The sequence below is a fragment of the Dehalococcoidia bacterium genome (genome assembly GCA_022449765.1).
GTDB lineage: Bacteria > Chloroflexota > Dehalococcoidia > Lucifugimonadales > Australimonadaceae > UBA2963.
Map to the genome: position 1 here is coordinate 1 of JAKUPZ010000018.1, position 19,291 is coordinate 19,291.

The 19,291-nt window shown below is 44.4% G+C and carries 16 protein-coding genes; 9 read left to right on the forward strand and 7 right to left on the reverse strand.

Translation table 11 applies throughout. The features are described from left to right. Positions 1-146: 146 nt before the first annotated feature. Positions 147-674, reverse strand: coding sequence for a DinB family protein (locus MK127_07600; protein ID MCH2532655.1), 528 nt, complete (start codon positions 672-674; stop codon positions 147-149). A gap of 126 nt (positions 675-800) precedes the next feature. On the opposite strand from MK127_07600, the gene MK127_07605 reads away from it, so the two are divergent. The 3 genes from MK127_07605 to MK127_07615 all read left to right on the forward strand — a co-directional run bounded on the left by MK127_07605 (position 801) and on the right by MK127_07615 (position 3,807). Continuing rightward, the gene (locus tag MK127_07605) at positions 801-1,652 is read left to right on the forward strand and encodes an enoyl-CoA hydratase-related protein (protein MCH2532656.1); all 852 of its coding nucleotides are present in this window, start codon (positions 801-803) and stop codon (positions 1,650-1,652) included. Positions 1,653-1,654: 2 nt separating this feature from the next. Then, positions 1,655-2,527, forward strand: a complete 873-nt coding sequence (locus MK127_07610; protein MCH2532657.1) for an LLM class flavin-dependent oxidoreductase — start codon at positions 1,655-1,657, stop codon at positions 2,525-2,527. A gap of 158 nt (positions 2,528-2,685) precedes the next feature. After that, complete coding sequence (locus tag MK127_07615) at positions 2,686-3,807, forward strand: MFS transporter (GenBank protein ID MCH2532658.1); 1,122 nt, start codon at positions 2,686-2,688, stop codon at positions 3,805-3,807. Here MK127_07615 and MK127_07620 read toward each other — a convergent pair. Next, positions 3,791-4,939, reverse strand: coding sequence for a substrate-binding domain-containing protein (locus MK127_07620; protein MCH2532659.1), 1,149 nt, complete (start codon positions 4,937-4,939; stop codon positions 3,791-3,793). The genes MK127_07615 and MK127_07620 overlap by 17 nt on opposite strands. Positions 4,940-5,119: 180 nt before the next feature. On the opposite strand from MK127_07620, the gene MK127_07625 reads away from it, so the two are divergent. The 3 genes from MK127_07625 (at position 5,120) to MK127_07635 (ending at position 9,152) form a co-directional block, all read left to right on the forward strand. After that, positions 5,120-6,415: a hypothetical protein gene (locus MK127_07625; protein ID MCH2532660.1), complete on the forward strand. Its 1,296-nt coding sequence runs from the start codon at positions 5,120-5,122 to the stop codon at positions 6,413-6,415. A 74-nt stretch (positions 6,416-6,489) separates the two neighbouring features. Beyond that, positions 6,490-8,568: a tripartite tricarboxylate transporter permease gene (locus MK127_07630; protein ID MCH2532661.1), complete on the forward strand. Its 2,079-nt coding sequence runs from the start codon at positions 6,490-6,492 to the stop codon at positions 8,566-8,568. A gap of 95 nt (positions 8,569-8,663) precedes the next feature. Beyond that, positions 8,664-9,152, forward strand: a complete 489-nt coding sequence (locus tag MK127_07635) for a DUF3592 domain-containing protein (protein ID MCH2532662.1) — start codon at positions 8,664-8,666, stop codon at positions 9,150-9,152. Here MK127_07635 and MK127_07640 read toward each other — a convergent pair. Next, the gene (locus MK127_07640) at positions 9,149-10,711 is read right to left on the reverse strand and encodes an ethanolamine ammonia-lyase reactivating factor EutA (GenBank protein ID MCH2532663.1); all 1,563 of its coding nucleotides are present in this window, start codon (positions 10,709-10,711) and stop codon (positions 9,149-9,151) included. The genes MK127_07635 and MK127_07640 overlap by 4 nt on opposite strands. Positions 10,712-10,819: 108 nt before the next feature. Between MK127_07640 and ggt the strand changes: the two genes are divergently transcribed. Both ggt and MK127_07650 read left to right on the forward strand, forming a co-directional pair. After that, a complete protein-coding gene (ggt, locus tag MK127_07645; protein ID MCH2532664.1) occupies positions 10,820-12,466 on the forward strand; it encodes a gamma-glutamyltransferase in 1,647 nt (548 codons plus the stop codon). Positions 12,467-12,468: 2 nt separating this feature from the next. Beyond that, entirely contained in the window at positions 12,469-13,395 is a 927-nt protein-coding gene (locus tag MK127_07650) for an ABC transporter substrate-binding protein (protein ID MCH2532665.1), read from the forward strand. On the opposite strand, the gene MK127_07655 is transcribed toward MK127_07650, so the two are convergent. Continuing rightward, positions 13,388-14,680 (reverse strand): aminotransferase class III-fold pyridoxal phosphate-dependent enzyme, encoded by a 1,293-nt coding sequence (locus MK127_07655; GenBank protein ID MCH2532666.1) that lies wholly within the window; start codon positions 14,678-14,680, stop codon positions 13,388-13,390. The genes MK127_07650 and MK127_07655 overlap by 8 nt on opposite strands. Before the next feature lie 144 nt (positions 14,681-14,824). On the opposite strand from MK127_07655, the gene MK127_07660 reads away from it, so the two are divergent. Beyond that, a complete protein-coding gene (locus MK127_07660; protein ID MCH2532667.1) occupies positions 14,825-15,559 on the forward strand; it encodes a dienelactone hydrolase family protein in 735 nt (244 codons plus the stop codon). A gap of 65 nt (positions 15,560-15,624) precedes the next feature. Here the strand turns inward: MK127_07660 and MK127_07665 are convergent, their stop codons facing one another. The 3 genes from MK127_07665 to MK127_07675 all read right to left on the reverse strand — a co-directional run. After that, positions 15,625-17,148 carry an ethanolamine ammonia-lyase reactivating factor EutA gene (locus MK127_07665; GenBank protein MCH2532668.1) on the reverse strand — a complete coding sequence of 508 codons (1,524 nt, stop codon included), beginning with the start codon at positions 17,146-17,148 and terminating at the stop codon, positions 15,625-15,627. A 13-nt stretch (positions 17,149-17,161) separates the two neighbouring features. Then, positions 17,162-18,271: an ornithine cyclodeaminase family protein gene (locus MK127_07670; protein MCH2532669.1), complete on the reverse strand. Its 1,110-nt coding sequence runs from the start codon at positions 18,269-18,271 to the stop codon at positions 17,162-17,164. A gap of 86 nt (positions 18,272-18,357) precedes the next feature. Beyond that, positions 18,358-19,291 (reverse strand): aromatic ring-hydroxylating dioxygenase subunit alpha (locus MK127_07675; protein ID MCH2532670.1); only part of this gene is annotated, 934 nt, incomplete at its 5' end.

A 19,291-nucleotide genomic window follows, 5' to 3' on the forward strand; every position in this document is an offset into this window, starting at 1 on the left:
GGCTTTTCATCCAATTCAGAAGCAGCAGCAATGGGATGCCAGTAACGACGCATGAGTTCACCCATTGGCGTGCCGGGCATGATGCTTGTCAATTTATGATTTTGTTCCGCTGTAAGCATTTGAAATACCTCAATTCCACGTTTGATTTAGGCGCCGTACCATCCATGTTCGTCAACCAGACCACGGATATACGCTATCTGACCAATGTGTTGCATTAAATCGCCTGTTACTCTGGCAATAGTAACCTTTAATATTTGATCACGCTCCCTCATTGACTCAGGGCTAGGACTATCAAGATCTTCCTCTGTTAAATTGTCTAAAAATTCCCTGGATCTTTCACGCGCAGCTTTAAAATAGGAAAGAAGCGTGTCTGAATTTATAGGGTCAAAAGCACGTACTTTTTCTAAGGAATCACCATTTCCAGTACCTGTATTTTCAGGCAAATTGAATTGTTCATGCCATTTTTTTTCTACCCATAGTGAAGGTTTATTTAAAAGTATGGAATAATTATGATCCTGTGTACGTGCGAGATGCCAAGCAACCCATCCTATTGGATTGCTTTCAGGTCCAGCAGGCTGAGTAATCAATTGCTCTAAGGTAAGCCCGGTTAATGCACGCTCCAATACGCCACCTATACGGTCGTATACTGCGTTTGATATTGTTCCTACACCCATTGATACACCTCATGGTTTTGTACATTGAGACTAAATTCGATTATTACCAAGGTCAATCCATTGCAGGGACCAGAGTAGCAGTTGGCATAGAACGAGTACATCCTTAAAATGTGTTCCGGAGTGAAAATGACTAATAATTTTATAGATATAAATCGCTCAGATGGTGTTACGGTAATTACATTAAGTGACCCTCAGACGCGTAATGCGCTTAGTCCTGAAATGGCATTAGAGCTTTATGATGCCTTTGAAATTTTTGAATCTAGTTCGGATGAGAAAGTCTTAATATTGACTGGATTAGACCCCTCTTTTTGCTCTGGGGCTAATATAAAAAAATTCGATCAGGCTATAGATAATTTAAGCACGGATAGCACGAATTCTTTACCCTGGGGGGGAATGGAAGCTCGCTTAGGGCACCATCAAATCGATCGTAAGCATGCAGGGTTTGGCTCTGTTTCAAACGTGCCTTTAAGAATTAATGAAATACAAAAACCTACAATAGCAGCAGTTAACGGCCATGCGGTTGGAGTTGGGCTGGGAATTGCATTGTCATGCGATATAAGGATTGCTTCTGAGAACGCTCAGTTTGCTGAAGCTTTTGTGAGAATGGGCCTTGTTCCAGGAGATGGATCCTGCTGGCAATTACCGCATTTAATTGGCCTGAGCAATACTTACTATATGCAATATACTGGAGACCGGCTTGATGCACATGAGGCTTACCGTATGAACTTAGTTAGTAAAGTCCACCCTCATGATGAATTGATGGCATCGGTAGTTGAATTTGCTAAGAGGCTTGCTGAAGGTGCCACTTACTCTATGTCGCTGACTAAATATCTGGTGCAGCAGTCATTTCAAATGTCGCTTGCAGATAGTTTGTCATTGGCACAAACTGCTCAAGAACTTGCTAGACGATCAGATGACCATAAAGAAGCTGTTAAAGCTTTCTTAGAAAAACGTAAACCGATATTTAGAGGTAAATAAGCATGAAAATTGGAATAGGGCTACCATTTAAAATGCCTACAGATAGTTGGGATTATATTTCTACTGTTGCCCGAAAAGCTGATGAAGGGCCCTTCTCCTCTTTTTCTGCTCTTGATCGCTTGGCATACGATAATTTTGAAGCAATGATTGAGCTTGCCGCTGTGGCTGCAATTACAAAAAGAATTCGATTAGTTACTGCGATACTACTTGCTCCGGTCCGAAATGCAGGAGTTCTTGCTAAAGAAGCCGCAACCATCGATGCAATTTCTAATGGACGACTGACTTTAGGCCTTGCTGTAGGTGGCCGAGAAGATGACGCTATCGTTGCTCCTGTTGAATTCCACGATAGAGGGAAAAGATTTGAAGAGCAATTGGTTTTTATGCGTCGTATTTGGGCTGGTGAAATCATAGAAGGTGCGCAGCGACCTGTTGGGCCTGCTCCTGTCCAAAAAGGAGGGCCCGAAATACTTATTGGTGGTACACATCCGCGTGCAATGGCGCGTGTAGGTAAATTTGCAAATGGCTATGTAATGGGAGGTCGAGCACTTGAAGAGGAATGGGCGAAAGATGTTATCGACCAAGTAAAGAAATCATGGGCTGATGCAGATAGATCAGGAGAACCTAGAATCATAGTTACATTGCCTTGCGCGTTAGGCGAAGGAGCAGAAGATGCGGTAGCCAATGCACTAGGCGATTATTATGGAGGGGCTGGTACAGCTGGGGCGACTCGCCAAGGGCGAGCGCAACCTACCTCCAAATCAATAATTAGAGATGCAATTTCGATGCATGAAAGCCTTGGTACAGATGAGATAATTCTGAGGCCTGTCACTGCTAACCCTGAGCAAATTGATAGACTTGCTGACGCTATTTCTTAGCTCAGATATTAGGTGACTATATAGACACTCAAAATACAAAAAATGGACGAATCCGAGAGTGGATTTCCAAGAATGATGCACTTTTTTCACTTTTTGGCCCGGCGTTTTTACTTGGCTTAGGACGTGGATTTACTGCTCCAATTTTACCATTAATTGCACTGGATTTCGGAGCTAATGCAGCTGGAGCAGGCTTAACTGTTTTTGCGCCTATGCTTGGTGGCGTATTTGCTACGTTGCCAACTGGTTATCTGATAGATCGAATAGGTCGTAGGAAAATGTTGATTGCAGGGCCGTTAATTACTGCCGTGTCTGCATTTTTATCATTTATAGCGACATCTTACCTTGAGCTTCTTTTATACCTTTCAATAGGCGGAATTGCGCAACAAATTTGGCAAATGAGTCGATTAGCTGCTATTGCGGACTCCGGTGCTCCGCAGAGCCGTGGTCGAATGATTACTGGGATGGCGGGAGTTAATCGTACTGGAATCATGGTTGGCCCAATTCTTGGCGGGATTATTGGTGAGTTCTACGGATTACGAACTCCTTTCTTAATGTTTGGAATTGCGTCATTACTTGCTACTGTACCTTCCTATCTTCTTATCAAGGAAACTGCGCCTACAGTATTAGCTCGAAGGCGAGGCGAGGATATATCGAGCAGTGCTACCTCATGGAGTAAATTACTTACTCGATCAGTAATCGTTCTTTTTGCGGCGCAATTTTTGGCTAACGTAGGTCGTGGAGGCGTTCAGGGGCAATCGGGTATATACGTAATATTTGCAGCTTACGCATATGGCTTAGGTTCAGTCGAGCTTGGAGGGTTGATTACGGCAATGGGGTTTGTGAGCATTCCTGTGACCCTCACTGCAGGCCAGATAATGGATAGGTTTGGGCGTAAAAGGACGATAGTCCCTGCTAGCGCGACTCTCGGCATAGGCCTTTTTTTCATGGCCATTGTCGCTGCGTATGAGCAACCGCTCGCATTGTTTATTGGTGCATTTGTTTTTATTAATTTAGCTGTTTCATTCATGGCTGGATCGATGCAAACGCTTGGCTCGGACATTGCCCCTGCAGAAGCACGTGGTAAATTTTTTGGAGTCAACAGGCTCATCGCAGAAGCAGGATCCATGAGCAACCCGGGTGTATTTATTATAGCTACTGCAACGATTGCTGGGGGCGTTGGATTTGGATCTGCTTTTCTGATAATGGCAGTTTGCGCATTGAGTTCCTCTTCACTTGTAGGGTTTCTTTTACGCGAAACACTTACTAAAGTGAAGAAGTAGCCAATCTCTTATGAGGCTCCGCAATAGACCCTCCTATCAGGTTTTCTACAACCATTGTGCTAGCCCCGTAAATAATATATTCCTGCCCTGTTTGAAAACGCTCACCCTGAATCATGCTAGTAAGCAATTGCGCGGCTCCTCTACTTACGCGACCAATTGGAAGATTTACAAACGTAAAAGGATTTCTATCTAGCTGAGGAATAAAATCTCTGTTGCCTAGTGAAGTGACGCTTAAGTCCCTAGGCCAACGAGTGCTGCTTTCAAAGCACGCTCTTGCTAAAAGCTGTAGGTGGGACGGAGTCGTAAAAATTGCACTGCATTGAGTCAAAATATCTTTTACCTCTGTCGTGTCCTGTCCTGATGGAGACCAAATGATAGATTCCTCTTCATCAAATTCCAGGTTCAAATTTTTCCATGCTTGATCGATTCCTCGAAATCGACCCCCAAATCCTGCTCCTGTCCCTGCAAGTAGCGCACGAATCTTGGAATGTCCCTCATCGACCAATATCTTTAGAGCCAATTGGACCGCAGCTATCGAATCCCAGCCGATACTGGCGACTCCTGGAGGTAGATTAATAGGCCCTGTCCAGGGCTTGAGCAGGACGCACGGTATCTGCGCTGAAATAGCTGGCTCAAGAGAATCCAATAAATCACTGTCAGGGTCAGGTACTTCGCCTGGAACACCGCAGAAAAGCAGTCCGGATATGCCAGTTCGAATTGCTTCGTTAATATAAAATCTTCGTATTCTATGTTCTGCGCTGCAGTCTAATATTAAACACCGGTAACCTAACCCTTCGAGAGTCGATCTTGCGACCTTTGCAATTGGTCCAAATAGGCTAGGGTTCATGAGATCCCACGTAATTAGCATGATTGTAGGAACTGTGTCATTAGGATTCTTTATAATCCGATCAGATGGAAGTCCTTGTAAATGAAGATGATCTAAAGTTAAGTTGGTGAGCTGCTCTTTAGGGACCCCGAAACTCTCTAAAGCGTCACATACTCCGGCTATTTTTTGACTTGGTATTACTATTCTTCCACTGCACCAGTTATGAACAGTCTGCAGTGTTACATTCAGCTTGTACGCCAAACTGGATCGCGATATATGGTGTTCTTTTAGCAATTTGCCTAGCATTTTTTCTCTATTATATAAATGAAATTACAATTATTAGGATACTGTTTTGTAATATAATTTGGCAATATAATTGCGACTATCATGATAAATATTCGCGGAATCTAGGTGTGGTCACAGAACCCCGCCAGTTCGCTAATAACTTGGTGCGTAAGCCCAAGAACAAATATCACGGGAGGGGATATGAAAATCCAACCTAGTAAATGGTTAACAGGTGTAGCTCTCGGTGCCACAATGATGATGGCACTTGTTGCATGTGGCGGGGATGACCCGACACCTGCACCAGCAGCCTCTGCTCCAGCAGCGGCAGCGCCAACTGCTACTCCAAAACCAGCTCCTACAGCAACTCCAAGGCCTGTAGAGCGCAAACCTGCTGCAACAGCTACACCTACAAGTAGCGAGGCTGCGGCACCTGCAGCGCCAGCGATTTCTTTCGAAGGAAAGACTATTCGTATTGTCGCTAACTCATCACCTGGTGGTGGTACAGACACACAGGGTCGTGTAATGGCTGCTTTCATGAGCAAGTACATACCTGGTAACCCTCGCGTCGTATTTACCAACCAGCCAAACAAGCCACTAGAGTATCTCTATGCTGCTACTGAAGCTCCTACGGATGGAACCTACGTCTCTTGGAACAGCACGCCTCAGTTAGCTTTTGGTTTTGAGGAAGACACTAAGTACATCAAGCGAAGCACATTCCAGGCGTTGGGTTCTACTATTGACCCGACTCGTTCTTGGATGACTTACGACCCAACTGGTAACCTTGGTGCAGATGCTGCTACCAAGTGTCTTGCTGACTTCTCAGGTATGAGCAGTACTGGCGGTGGAGATCACGGGCAGTTCTTGCTTGCTGACGAAATTTCAGACATTTCTGAAGGAAACCCAACATTCCTAGCTTCCGTTTATGCTTCGGAACAGTTGGACATTCCGTTTAAATACTTTGCCTTTGACACCGTTGATACTAACGCCGTTAAGACTATGTGGGCACGCGGTGATATCAACAGTACAGTTCGATCGAGCCTCTGGTACCGCTTCCCTGTGGAGCATCCAGACTGGATTCCTTCAGGCTTAATGCGTTCCTATGCAGGAATGGGCCCTGGTACACTTCGAGCTAATGCTCAGACAGAGCCTCACTGCCCTGACGTTCGCGATGCTTTAAACGACGAACAGGACAACGTGTTTAATTCCATGATGGGACCAACAAACTACGCTTCGAAGTCCCTATGGTTGCCACCTGGAACCTCTGACGAAATAGCTGATGCAATGTCAGCAGCTTTTGAGAAAGCACTAACTACTGATAAAGACCTTATTTCGAAGTACGCTGGTGTTGCTGGTGAGGAACCTGGATGGATGGACCGTAAAGCCCTTGGTGATGCCACTAAGGAAAATGAAGCACTGCTTCAAGGTTCCGCTGCAATAATTGAAGAGCAGAAGAACCGATTGCTATCTAAGTTCTTCCCACAGTATTTGGGTGGATAGGACGAATTAGTTGACAGTAATAGGGGGACGGTTACGGCCGTCCCCCTTTTGAATTTGTAACTGGGAGTACAGCTATGCTTGCTGATTTCTGGGCGGGATTATCTTATTTAGGTACTTGGGGATACTGGGCTGGTTTCATGGCGGCTGTATTTATTACAGTGCCTATAGCACTTATACCTGGTATTTCAGCTACTTTGGTGATGGCAATTACCATCCCCTTCATTGTTATTTCAGTTCAAGACCCAGTAATTGGTCTAGCAATGCTGGCTACACTTACAGGTATTGATAATACCCTTGATTCAATTCCTTCAATCTTACTGGGAATGCCCGGAGGTGCTACTCAGGTAACCTTTTTAGAAGGTAACCAATTAGCACAAAGAGGTGAGGCTGCTCACACTTTGGGTGCAGTATATGCAGTTTCTGCGATTGGTGGTGTTGTAGGTGCAGTTTCTCTAGCATTCATTATTCCTGTCATATCGCCTTTCGTATTGGCCTTTGGTTTTGCGGAAATTGCTGCAATGGCAATGTTTGGTGTCGCAATGGTTGCAGCGCTTAGTGGCGGTGCGATGATTAAAGGTATTTTTGCAGCTGTGCTGGGCATGTTAGTCAGTGTTGTTGGTCCGGGGAAAGTAAGCTTGGATCTGCGATTTATGTATGATCAACAATGGCTTTTCGATGGACTGCCGCTTATTGCTACGACAATTGGTGTTTTCGCTCTTCCTGAAATCATAGATTTAACAATGACGAGGAAGCCTCTAGCTCCCAAAGATGCAAAGATCAGTTACAACGAGATTTTCAGAGGGGCTAGGTACGGTTTCAGCCGCTGGCCCATGGCGATTCGCCAGTCGTTGTTCGGAGTTTTCCTTGGTGCGGTCCCTGGCATAGGGAGCGGTGTGGTTGACTGGATGTCATACGCTTTCGGTATATTTTGGACCAAAGATAAAAGTCAATTTGGTAGAGGAAACCTTGACGGTGTACTTTTTGCGGAATCTGCCCAGAATGCTAAGGAAGGAGGGCAGGCTATACCTACCCTCGCTCTAGGTATTCCGGGTGGACGCGCTTGGGCCTTCGTCATAGTCGCTATGCTTGCCTATGGGATAGCCCCGGGGCAGAGAATGCTTGAAGACCATGCTGATATTACGATAATGATCGTTCTTAGCCTTGGATTAGGTAACTTGTTTGTAACTATGCTTGGCTTAGGTTTCACTCGACAAATGGCCAGGCTGACATTGATTCCTTACCCAGTACTCGGGTTCCTGATTATCCCGATTTCATTGTTGGCCGCGTTCCAGGACACTAGGGATGTAAGCGCGATTGGTATAGTGCTTGTAGGTGCCACTTTGGGCATGCTTATGAAGAAATACCGATGGCCGCGACCGCCTTTACTGATTGGATTCATACTTGGCCCGATAATTGAGTCAAATATCACAAATTCAGTTGGCCGTTATGACTGGGTAGGCACTTTCACTCGACCGTTGTTTATTGTTTTAGTTGTACTCGCCATTACTATAGCGGCAGTGTTTACAAGATATATGAATATGGGCGCACCTGCTGACCCTGCAGCAAATGCAGGCGGCCTTGCGGGTAGATTGCAATCACTACGATGGAAATTTCACCCTGATCAAGTTTTCTCAGGTGTAATGGTTCTATTGATGGCGTATGCGGTCTATGAATCTTCATCCTTCTCGTTCATGGGTAAATGGTTCCCGATGGGATTGTCAATTCTTGGCCTCGCCTTGTCTTCAATGCAGTTCTTGCGTGAAGGGTTTGGTGCAAAAACTGGAGCCATCATGGATATAGGAATACGAAGCGAAGGAGTTGCTGGAGCTCGCTCTGCAGGAATTATTTTCCTCGTATTACTATCGACGATGTTGATCATTGCAGGACTTTTCCAAGACGGCTTGAAATGGGGAGCTTTATTCATCGCTACAATTGGCCCGCCCGCAATGATGTGGAACCGCCCACCGCAATGGAACATTGTGTCCATAGTTAATTCAAATCGCACAGGCGTGATCGGTGGTTCAATAGCAGGAGTTTTGATACTTACGCTGAATATGCTCTTCTTTGACTACCTGCTTGCCGTTTTCTGGCCAAAGGCATTTATACTGGATTGGTTTGGACTAAAGAGTATCATGGAGCTCTTCGGTGGCTAGTTAATAGGATATATAAAGAGAGAGGGCTCCAGAGAGTCCTCTCTCTTCTATTGCAGCATTTAATTTTTCGTAGTAGATAGATTTATAGTGTTCTCATGAAAAGACTGCTGGTTGAAGGTTTTCAAGTCCGACCTACACATGCAATTATTGCACTTACAGTAGCGGTTTGCTTCATGCTTCTAGGTACCTTACTTTTAAATAATGTTGGGAATCTTGCAGAGCGGACTGAATCCTCAATGGCTACTTATGAGGATGGCAAACTTACATTTGAGGCTAAAGACGGAAGAAATGTTGTAGTTGCCAGAGAAGACCCGTGCAAACGTAGAGGCCCACGCCCTGCTAATAAATGCTTGTTGTTCTTTGAAAACGGCGATGATGTCGTTGTTACATACGATTCCGAAAACCCTTCGCGAACATGGCTTGGGCCTACACCTGGAGGCTTGACAGCCGTTACGATCTTATGGAGTGGTATTGCACTAGCAATATTCGCAGCGCTCTGGCTGGTATTTACATCCAGATGGTACCGCCGCCTTACGAGTTCATCTATTGCCCAGCGCTTTTTGGATGACAACGGAACTGACTAATTGATTATCTCAGAAGTTTGATTTTCAATTTCAGGAAACAGCAACGATTTGACTACTACGGGAACAACTCTTGCCGGGTAAATCATTTCGCCTACATCAATGTAATCAAATTCTTGTAAATACAAATTATCAATGGATATCACAGGGTTCCGTAAACCTATATCTTTTGAAATGGTGTCTCCAATGATTTTGGCAAAATCTCCCGTAAATATAAGCATTAATGGGGATCCACTAGCGATGGTATTGGGAAGGGATTGAACTATTCCATCAGCTATTTTCCGTAACTGGCTGTATCTGGGAAGCCCGTCCCAATCGAATGCTAAGGCTACTTGCTGATCGCCTTCAATAAGATCTTGTCGACTGAATGCACTTTGTACTAACTCAACTACTTCTTCCGGTTCAACGACATAATCTTCACTTAACTTTGATATCAGCACTGGAATATTCCGGAAAGGCAGAAGGTTTGGATCAGAAATAGATAAGGTGTTCCCGCTGAGTTGTACAGTAAATTGAGAAGCTCCAATTACTGTTGCACGTATGCGTTCTGTAGCGCTTGCTACAGGCTTTACGATCTCCGAAGTTGCAATCTTCCCGCGCAAATGCTCTGCCAATGGAACTGCAAGATCTCCGAAATCGTTTGTTTCAAGCTCATATATATACTCTGAAACTCCGCCAGAGAAAACAATGGAGTCGAAGAATATATCCTGAGGAAGATCCGGAGTGAGTAATAATGCTTCTGTTAAAGGTGATCGTTGATTACCATGAATTAGTTCAATCAGGCATGAGGCGAGAGTATTAGCTATTGCTTTACGATTACTTTCAGATAATGACTCCCCAAGTTTAAGATCGAGTGAAATTGATTCTGCAGCTAACCTTGCTGCATCTTCTATCCTGATGATTTTCCCTTGATCATCAGTAGCTATAAGCCTTCCACCCACATTTATTGCGGCAGTTTGCTTAATCCTTCCAGCCTCTACTAAAGCAAACTTGGTGGTGCCTCCGCCAATATCAACATTTAATACAATTTGTCGAGGGTTTCGAGATAATTTCACTGCACCCGAGCCGTTCGCTGCAAGGATTGACTCGAGATTATGCCCTGCAGATGCACAGACAAATTTACCAGCAGAGTCGGCAAATAAATCTGCTATAGAATGTGCGTTCCTGCGCTTTATTGCTTCTCCTGTCAAAATAATTGCACCACTATCAATGTCAGAGGGTGTTACTTCTGCTTCTCTATAAGCAGAGCTTACAAATGATTCTAATTCGTCAGTATTTATTAAATTATCAGACGTATACGGAGTTAGCAGAATGTCCGACTTGTATAGAGTCTGCCGATCCACAACAACGTATCTACTGGAGTGCATTTCCTGTATGCGCTGGAGGGTAATATTAGAAAACATTAGGTGAGACGTAGACGAGCCAATATCGATACCTACAGTTTTTAGCTCAATAGTCTCATAGTGGTAGTAGTCGTGATCCGGGTTGTTTAATTCAACATTTAATTTTGCTAGTCGCTCTTCATCAGGATCGTGAAGATGAGCCCATGGTTCATCGTGCATCTTATACCTCAAATTATATAGGCAGGAGTTTAAGTTTATACTAAGGTTGAGACCTTACTGCATCGAGCATATCATGACTTTACTATCTCTACTTCAAGGTGACCAAATATGAATGGCGTTTATAAATCACATAGTCCTGTTCTCACTACAAAAGGACTTGTTGGGTCAGCATCTCCACTCGCTGGATCAATCGGTGCTCAGGTGATGAGAGAAGGGGGCAACGCTTTTGATGCTGCTGTAGCAGTGGCAGCGGCTGAAGCAGTGACATTGCCTATGATGTGCGGATTAGGAGGCGAAGTTTTTGCACTGCTCTACCATGCAAAATCAAATAAAATTTACGGGATTTCTGGGTCTGGGCGTGCACCTCTTGGGGCAACGAGGGAGTATTTTGTCGACCTTGGTTACGTAAAAATGCCACCTGACGGCCCATTGACACCTGCTGTTCCTGGCGAAGTACATGCTTGGCAAACCATTTTAGATAAATTTGGTACAAAGAGTTTGAGCGATCTACTTCAGCCAGCTATCGATCTGGCTGAGAACGGATTCCCTCTCCCGGTACGTTCAGCAAGTTACTTTGTGAAGCCTTTTTATGACAAATTAGCAAAGTACCCGTCTACGAAGAAAATATTCATTAAAGGAGACGGCTCTCCATATGAATTGGGTGACGTGTTGATTCAAAGGAACTTGGCTGATTCTCTAAGAAGAATTGCAGAGGGTGGCCCAGATGAATTTTATAAAGGTGCTCTTGCAAAAGAACTAGCAAAGGCCATTATCGAATCCGGTGGGTTGATTGACGAATCAGATTTAGCTAATCAAGAAACTATGCTTTATGAGAACCCGCCTTCAATTGAATTTCACGGACACACTGTGTATGCAACAGACTTACCATCACAGGGCGTATTGACACTAGAAATATTGAGCATCCTTGATGGATTTGATTTGGCAAAAATGGGACACAATACGCCCGAATCAATCCATACTATGATTGAAGCGAAACGTTTGGCATTTGCAGACCGTTTGGCTTATGTGGGGGACCCTGAGTTCGTTAAAGTTCCCATGGAAGAGTTACTGTCGAAGGAATATGCTGCAAGCAGGCGGGATCGTATTGATCCTCAGTCTATGGCAGAAATCGTTCCAGCCGGAGAATTGTTAAATTCGGCTTCCCCGAACCCTAGTACTTCATACTTTAATGTAATTGATAGTGAAGGCAACGCACTTTCATTCATTCATAGCCTGTCGCAATACTTCGGAAGTGGTTTTGTAGCAGGTGATACTGGCATCTTATTAAATGACCGAGCAGGGAGAGGTTTCTACTTAGATGAAGGGCATGTGAATGTGATTGCCCCGGGTAAGAAAACCATTAATACAATACATACATATATGGTATTCAAGGATGATAAGCCTGTGCTCGTTGGCGGTACGCCTGGTGGAGATAATCAGCCTCAGTGGAACGCACAAACTATTTCAAATGTGATTGACCACGGTATGGATGTTCAGGAAGCTGCAGATGCTCCAAGGTGGGCGCATTTCCCTGGTACGGACCCTCGTACAATTGATGAAGAGATGGTCTTACGAATGGAGGAAGGCTTCTCTTCCTCTATTAGATCAGAAATTGAAGAAAAAGGGCATAAAATAGTTGAATATCCATTGGTAGGTACCCCTGGAGCAGTGCAGCTTATTGGTATTGATCATGCTAGAGGTGTACATGCTGGAGGTACTGATCGAAGGTCAGACGGATATCCTATACCGGAGTAACTATGACAATAACACTAATGGCAGACCATGAATATGCGGCTCAGCACCTTGCAAGCGGGAGAGTTAAAATTGAAGGATTTGACGTAGAGATTGTTTGGCCCCAAGGAGGGGCTGGTTCAGTTTATGCCGAGCTTTTTCAAGACCCTCCTTATGATGTAATGGTTATTCCTATGACGAATTACCTGATTGCTCTTGATCAAGGAGAGCAGCTGATAGGAATACCTGTTTTCCCTGACGTCTCATTCCCTCACCTGGGTGTTCAAACTACCGAGAACTCAGGTATTAAAACAGCTAAAGATTTAGAAGGAAAAAGAGTAGGTATTCGAGGATGGGGTTTTAACCCTGGTACTTGGATGAGAGGTATATTGGCAGACCAGTATGATGTTGATTTAACAAAAATTGACTGGGTGGAAGCTGAACCCAATTCGTTAATGAAAATTGAATATGCAAGAGATGAAAGGTTCCGTGTTTCAAAAGGAGGAGACCAAGTAAGAGAACTAGAATCTGGAGAACTCGATGCGGTTTTGTTTGATAGAACAGGACCTAGTCTCGCGGGGAATAGGAAATCTCTTTTCCAGAACCCACTTCAAGAGGCTATCCAATACTACCAACGATTTGATGTATTTCCTGTAAATGTGATGCTTGTTGCGAAAACCAATACACTCAATGAAAACCCAGGGCTTGCACGTGCCATACTACGTGCATGCGACACGGCTCGTGATTTTTACAATTTAGAAGCTCAAAATGATGAAGAACATATGGGCCTGCCAATCCACTGGCTTAGAGGTAATGGACTGTTTCCTCATTTGAATGGAATTGATGAAAATAGAAAGTCACTTCAGACTATTGTGCGTTATTCCTACAACTTAGGGTTGATCTCTAGGGAATTTACACCTGAAGAACTATTTTCTAATGAATGTATTAATTAGCTTTCTGAACCTCTGCTACTCCAAGTTTAAAGGCCTCTATAGTTTGTTGGATGTCTTCATCGCTATGGCAAAAACCGACATAAAATTTCCCCGGAGATTTGAAAATCCCATTCTCTAAGAGCGTACGATCAAATATTTTGTTAAGCGTTTTATTAGTTAGTGTTGAGCGGTAGTCAATAATTGGGTTGCTTGTGAACAATACGTCAAACATCATGTTTATGCCTGTAACTGTGGCAGGCACTTCAGCTTCGTCAAATAAACCCTGAAGAGTAGATTTGAGGTAATTGGATTTCGAATGATAATTTTCATAAGAACATTCATTCCTAAGAATCTCTAATGTCGTTAGGCCTGCTACGCAGGCTACTGGGTTTCCATTTAGAGTACCTATGTGCGGAATATATTGGCTGGGATTGACAGATTTTTGATCGTACGTCGCCATTATTTCTTCTTTCCCAACGACTGCAGCTAACGGGTATCCGCCCCCTACAATTTTCCCTATTGCTGCTAGGTCGGGTACCACGTTGTAATAGGCTTGAGCGCCGCCGTAGGCTAATCTAAACCCGGTTACTATTTCGTCAAATACCAGTAGCACATCATATTTTCTAGTTAATTCTCTCAGGCCCGCTAAGAAACCAGGCTGCGGTTCTATGATTCGCTGCACTGGCTCAACAATTACTGCTGCGATTTCATTGTGATGCCGCTCCAGAAGCTCGGCGACATATATAAGATCATTATATGGAGCCACAAGAACAGTTTCAGCAATAACCTTAGGAATACCTGCCGAACTAGGCTCAGGATCAGGGAAAGGGAGGTTACCCGACGGCGACAGGCTCATCTGAGAGTAATCATGCATTCCATGAAACCCGCCTTCAAATTTCAAGATCTTATCGCGCCCCGTATACGCCCTAGCCACTTTAAGAGCGTTGTAAGTAGCTTCTGTACCTGAGCTAACGTAGCGTACTTGCTCAGCACAAGGCATTGCCTTAATAATCTCCTCGGCTAATTGAATTGCATATCGGTTTTGGGTGAAAAAAGTAGAGCCTTTTTTGACGACTTCTGTGACTGCGTCTACTACCAGAGGGTGAGCGTGTCCTAATACCATTGGGCCTGAGCCAAGGAGGTAGTCTATATAGTGATTCCCACTAATATCACGAATATGTGATCCGCTGCCAGAATCGACTACAAAATCATAACCTTCCTCTAATCGGATATTGCCTAAACTCCCACCAGGAAAGACCCTGTCTGCAGCCTCAAGCAAATTAAATTCTTCATTATTACGTTTCATTATGCACACTAAAATCTCATTTAATTCTGTAATTACAAATTACCATATTACGCGTCACAATTTTCCCTCATGTTAGGTTATTATGTGCGAACAGGGAATCCGATTTAGAGATTCTTGCACATAGGACAACACACGGAGGAAGAAATGGCAGTTAATGAGACAGCTGAAGTAAGTGTCGGTGGAGAGCAAATGGCTATCCACACTTCACGCCCGGATGGCGCAGATAAGAGTCCAGCAATTATCGTCATTCAGGAAATTTTTGGAGTTAACAACAATATAAAAAGTATTGCAGAGCGTTTTGCTAATGAAGGGTATTTCGCTGCAGCTCCAGAAATGTTTCATCGCTCCGGATCAGGCATTGATATTCCTTTTTCTGAGATGGAAAAGGCATTTGCCGAACGCGGAAAGCTTAGTGGCGATAACATCGAAGATGATGTACAGGCCACAATTGATTATTTAAAAAATAACCCTAATGTAGATGCTTCAAATATTGGGATAGTAGGATTTTGCTTTGGCGGAATGGTTTCTTATTTGGGCTCAACAAACACCGACATTAGCGCGGCCGCTGTCTACTATGGAGGCGGAATACTTCCACGACCTGACGCAGCCGAAGGAACTCCTAGGCTTTTAGATGCTACCGCTGATGCAGTACAAGCTCCTATCATTGGATTCTGGGGCGATCAGGACGGCGGTATTCCAGTATCTAATGTTGAGGAAATTGAAAAGACCCTTAAAGCTAAAGGTAAGTCGATAGAAAACCATGTATATGAAGGCGCAGGCCACGGATTCTTTTGCGAAGATCGCGGAAGTTACAACGAGGCAGCTGCAAACGATTCTTGGCCCAAAGCGTTAGCTTTTTTTGCAGAGCATTTAAAGTAGGAAATTAGATACAAACGGGGAGGTAAGTCGTTCTCCCCGTTTGTATCTAATCAAATCTAATCAAGTCATCCTGACTGAGATCTTATCGAAAAGACTAATGATTTTACGGTAACTGGTATTACCTCAGATGCACCCATCGGTTTGCCTACATCGACGTAATCTAAATCTCCTACTTCGATTCCATCTATTGCAATAACTGCACGATCTAAGCCTATTTCTTCTTTTATAATCCCTCCAAGGGATTTTGCTACATCTACATCCACGACTAGAAATACTGGAGCTGATGCATGTTCTTTACTGGTAATACTTACTATGGACTCAGCTAATTTCCTTATGTACGTGTAATCAGGCTGACCCTCAATAGACATTGCAAGCACCATAGTTGGAGGTAACTCTGAAAGGTCATATTTGCCGACCCCAGCTAAAAGCGCAGCTTTCATCTCCTCGCTTGTTTGCTCTTTGTATATAAAGGCTCTTGCTACCTGGATTCCACGTACAGGAAGTACATCATGTGTGGATATATAGCTTGTACTTCCGCTTGCTTGCAAAGTGTATTCCCCAGCCCCTATAACGGTGGCTCTTATACCTTCTGAAGGAGTAATCAGTACCCCAGGTTTCAAAATCGATTTTGAACGAACACTAACTTCTTTACCGAACCAAGGGCCTATATCTCCATAGACATCTTGAGTTCTATCGTAGACATATTCCGAGACACCGCCAGAATACACAATGTGGTCAACGTCTTCTAAAGAATTAACCTCAAGCCCGTCGGTTAGCAGCAATGATGCAGTGAGAGGATCTACTGTTCCGCCACTAAGGACATCAAAAAGTATATCCGCCATTTTGATAGCAAATTCTTCTCTCAATGATTCTGTTAGCTTCTCTCCTACTTCAATTTCATGTCCTAGCGCTTTCATAATCGTGCGTGCAGGTTGCTCTACGCGTGTGATGGTCATGGAGTCGTCGTATGCGATTAGACGTGCTCCAATTTCAACTGCGACCATTTGCGCAATTTCACCACCTTTGATGAGGGAAATTTTAGTGGTTCCCCCACCCATGTCCACATCTAAGACAGAATTCGAATGGCTTTTAGAAATTCCGACTGCTCCAGACCCAAAAGCAGCGAGCAGTGCCTCATGCATAGGACCTGCAGAGGCGCAAATGAAGCGCCCTGACTCTTCTGAGAAATACTCTAGTATGGGCTGCGCGTTTTCTTTTTTAAGAGCTTCACCTGTGATGACGACTGCTCCAGTATCGATGTCGTCTGGTGTGAAACCAGCTTCGTTGTAAGAAGTCTCAATAAACTTTTGGACTGCTTCTGTATCAATTGCTGTACCTGATGAATACGGAGTTAGCATGATAGGGGAGCGGTAAAGTACATCTCTGTTCGTAACTACGAACTTAGCCGAAAGCCCTGCTCCCTCACGTCGCAAAATTAGTTGAGAAAAAATAGTGTGAGTGGTCGAAGAACCAATATCTATTCCTACACTACGTAAAGTGAATTTCTCTATTCCTTCAATATCTTCTGCATCTTCGCTGTCTAGTAGATCAAAAGCATTGCCATGATCGTGATCTTCTCCGTCGTGCATAACCTTTTACCTCTTAGTCTCTAATATCTTGTAATAACCATTCCGTAGGAATGTGATGGCCCAACCCTTTTGCAATTGCGAGCTCATATGCTCTTCCAGCGACTGCAAAAAACTGCGCCCCTTGAATGTTCCCTCTTTCGGAGTAAGTAACCGAAGATGTACTTGGTCTACCTTCAGCGCCTTCTAATAGCTCTTGAAGGAAAACTACTCGATTTTCTGCAACTACTCCATGTGCTCTGGAAACTCTCGATTCCGATTGATGGCTTGATGCAGGTCTCCCGTCAAATGCATTTGCTTCGTAAGCAATTAGCTCATCATGTAATCCCATTTCAGGAATCCCTACGGGCGCAGGTGCTGAGCCAAGTCGCAAAGATCGATCGATTCGCTCAAGGGCTTCCCCGTCTATTCGCCCTCCTACACAAGTCAAGTGGGCGCCATCTTCAATATCTTTTCCAAAAATTATGGGCTCCACTGAATCTGTGCATCCGGCAATGATATCTGCCCCTTTACATGCGGCATCTGCGCTTTCTACCGGTATGACCTCAATGCCCAATTTATCTTCAATTTCTTTGGCATATGCGTCTCGATTAGCCTTAGTAGGACTATATACTTGGATACGCTTAATATTTCTGACAGCCGCAAATGACTCTGCATGCGAACGTGCCATACCGCCAGAACCAATCATTGCGACAACTTCGGCGTTCTCTTTGGCCATGTAACTAGCTCCTATCCCTGAATCAGCACCTACACGCATATGCTGAAGGTATCCGTCATTCATGATTGCCAAGGGTTCGCCATTTTCAACATTCATCAGTAAAATTAAGCCGCAAAAGAGACCAGGCTGCACGCAGTATTTTTCCTCAGTATGAGCGCCATCGTACTCTTGTTCGTATACAATGTCAGATTTCATGCGGATAGCAAAATACCCTGAAGCTGAGCCCCCTTCCATCGTTCCCCACTGGTACATTTTTTTTGGGTCTGAGGTTGGTAGCCTGATATCGATTCTTGGCCTGCATACAGCCTCGGTACGAGCCAATTGTTCATAGGCTGTTTTGAGGGAACTTATCGTGTCGTGCATGGTAAGGACACTTGCGATGTCGTCATTATTGAGTATTACTGTCATACTGCCTCCATTATCTGTCGCGATTCCTACACAGATGCACCGTGCCTCGCGACACGGTGCATCTCAATACTTTAATTGCAAGTAGCCTAAATTTTCCCTGCAGCTTCTCTTCGGTCCAGGATAGGACTGTACATAGTTGCAGCTCCTTGCCTTGACGAAGTATCCACGTAATTGTGTTGTTCCGTCATGAAAGGTATGTAGGTATTTTGCTCGGGATCTCGGTAGACTTCCATGGGGTCTCCACCATCTTCTACCCTGCGCATGTTATCTTCGAGCATTTGCCTGAACATAATGATCCCTTTGTCGGATCGACCAAGGTGCTCCCCTGTTCTATCCGCAATTGCTCCTTGGGTAATCCAAGCTGCGGGGTCTTGTGCTGAATTACTTCGAAGCTCTTCATAAACTGGCTGGCCATTTTCATCTAATGATGGAACTGGCGGCATGTAAAATGGTATTTCCTCAGGCGTCTGTTCAGTATCTCCATCAACCATTGGGTAGCATGCTACCCACCAATGGGCAGTTGTTTCATCGTCGATAGGTGTACGTATCTGAAATGCTGGCCCAATGAGGAAAGCTTGATTCCGAGTCGGAGTGCTAAGGTTGAAGCCATCTCCTCCTTGCCGCAAGTAATTTGGGAATACTATGGGATGACCATCTTTCCACTCCGTATCCTCTTCTGAGCCGCCCTCCCATATTCGACGTTTAATAATCCCATGTTCAAATTCATCAAAAGCAATAACTTTATGGGCACGGCGCGTTCGGCGTTCTTCTTCACCATTCATTTCACGTATGAAATTTGCCCATGCGACATGAAGCCACTCGAGGTGCACGGGATCCAGTGAATTCTCCTGGCATTGCAGCCAGTTACACGCAAGCTCCGCATATCCAATATCGCGTACTACGCCAGTTGCAGCAAATACGTCATAGTTCGGGATTAAAGGAACAGGCTGTGGTCCAAGGTATGCAAATACCAAGCCTGCTTTTACTTCTACCGGGTATGCCTTCATCTGGATTTTGTCT

What these genes read in the sequence shown, in the direction of transcription:
- MK127_07665 (MCH2532668.1), bottom strand. Translation starts at nt 17,148, where the DNA reads ATGCACGACGGAGAAGATCACGATCATGGCAATGCTTTTGATCTACTA.
- MK127_07610 (MCH2532657.1), top strand. Translation starts at nt 1,655, where the DNA reads ATGAAAATTGGAATAGGGCTACCATTTAAAATGCCTACAGATAGTTGG.
- MK127_07625 (MCH2532660.1), top strand. Translation starts at nt 5,120, where the DNA reads ATGAAAATCCAACCTAGTAAATGGTTAACAGGTGTAGCTCTCGGTGCC.
- MK127_07650 (MCH2532665.1), top strand. Translation starts at nt 12,469, where the DNA reads ATGACAATAACACTAATGGCAGACCATGAATATGCGGCTCAGCACCTT.
- ggt (MCH2532664.1), top strand. Translation starts at nt 10,820, where the DNA reads ATGAATGGCGTTTATAAATCACATAGTCCTGTTCTCACTACAAAAGGA.
- MK127_07605 (MCH2532656.1), top strand. Translation starts at nt 801, where the DNA reads ATGACTAATAATTTTATAGATATAAATCGCTCAGATGGTGTTACGGTA.
- MK127_07660 (MCH2532667.1), top strand. Translation starts at nt 14,825, where the DNA reads ATGGCAGTTAATGAGACAGCTGAAGTAAGTGTCGGTGGAGAGCAAATG.
- MK127_07640 (MCH2532663.1), bottom strand. Translation starts at nt 10,711, where the DNA reads ATGCACGATGAACCATGGGCTCATCTTCACGATCCTGATGAAGAGCGA.
- MK127_07670 (MCH2532669.1), bottom strand. Translation starts at nt 18,271, where the DNA reads ATGACAGTAATACTCAATAATGACGACATCGCAAGTGTCCTTACCATG.
- MK127_07620 (MCH2532659.1), bottom strand. Translation starts at nt 4,939, where the DNA reads ATGCTAGGCAAATTGCTAAAAGAACACCATATATCGCGATCCAGTTTG.
- MK127_07630 (MCH2532661.1), top strand. Translation starts at nt 6,490, where the DNA reads ATGCTTGCTGATTTCTGGGCGGGATTATCTTATTTAGGTACTTGGGGA.
- MK127_07655 (MCH2532666.1), bottom strand. Translation starts at nt 14,680, where the DNA reads ATGAAACGTAATAATGAAGAATTTAATTTGCTTGAGGCTGCAGACAGG.
- MK127_07635 (MCH2532662.1), top strand. Translation starts at nt 8,664, where the DNA reads ATGAAAAGACTGCTGGTTGAAGGTTTTCAAGTCCGACCTACACATGCA.
- MK127_07600 (MCH2532655.1), bottom strand. Translation starts at nt 674, where the DNA reads ATGGGTGTAGGAACAATATCAAACGCAGTATACGACCGTATAGGTGGC.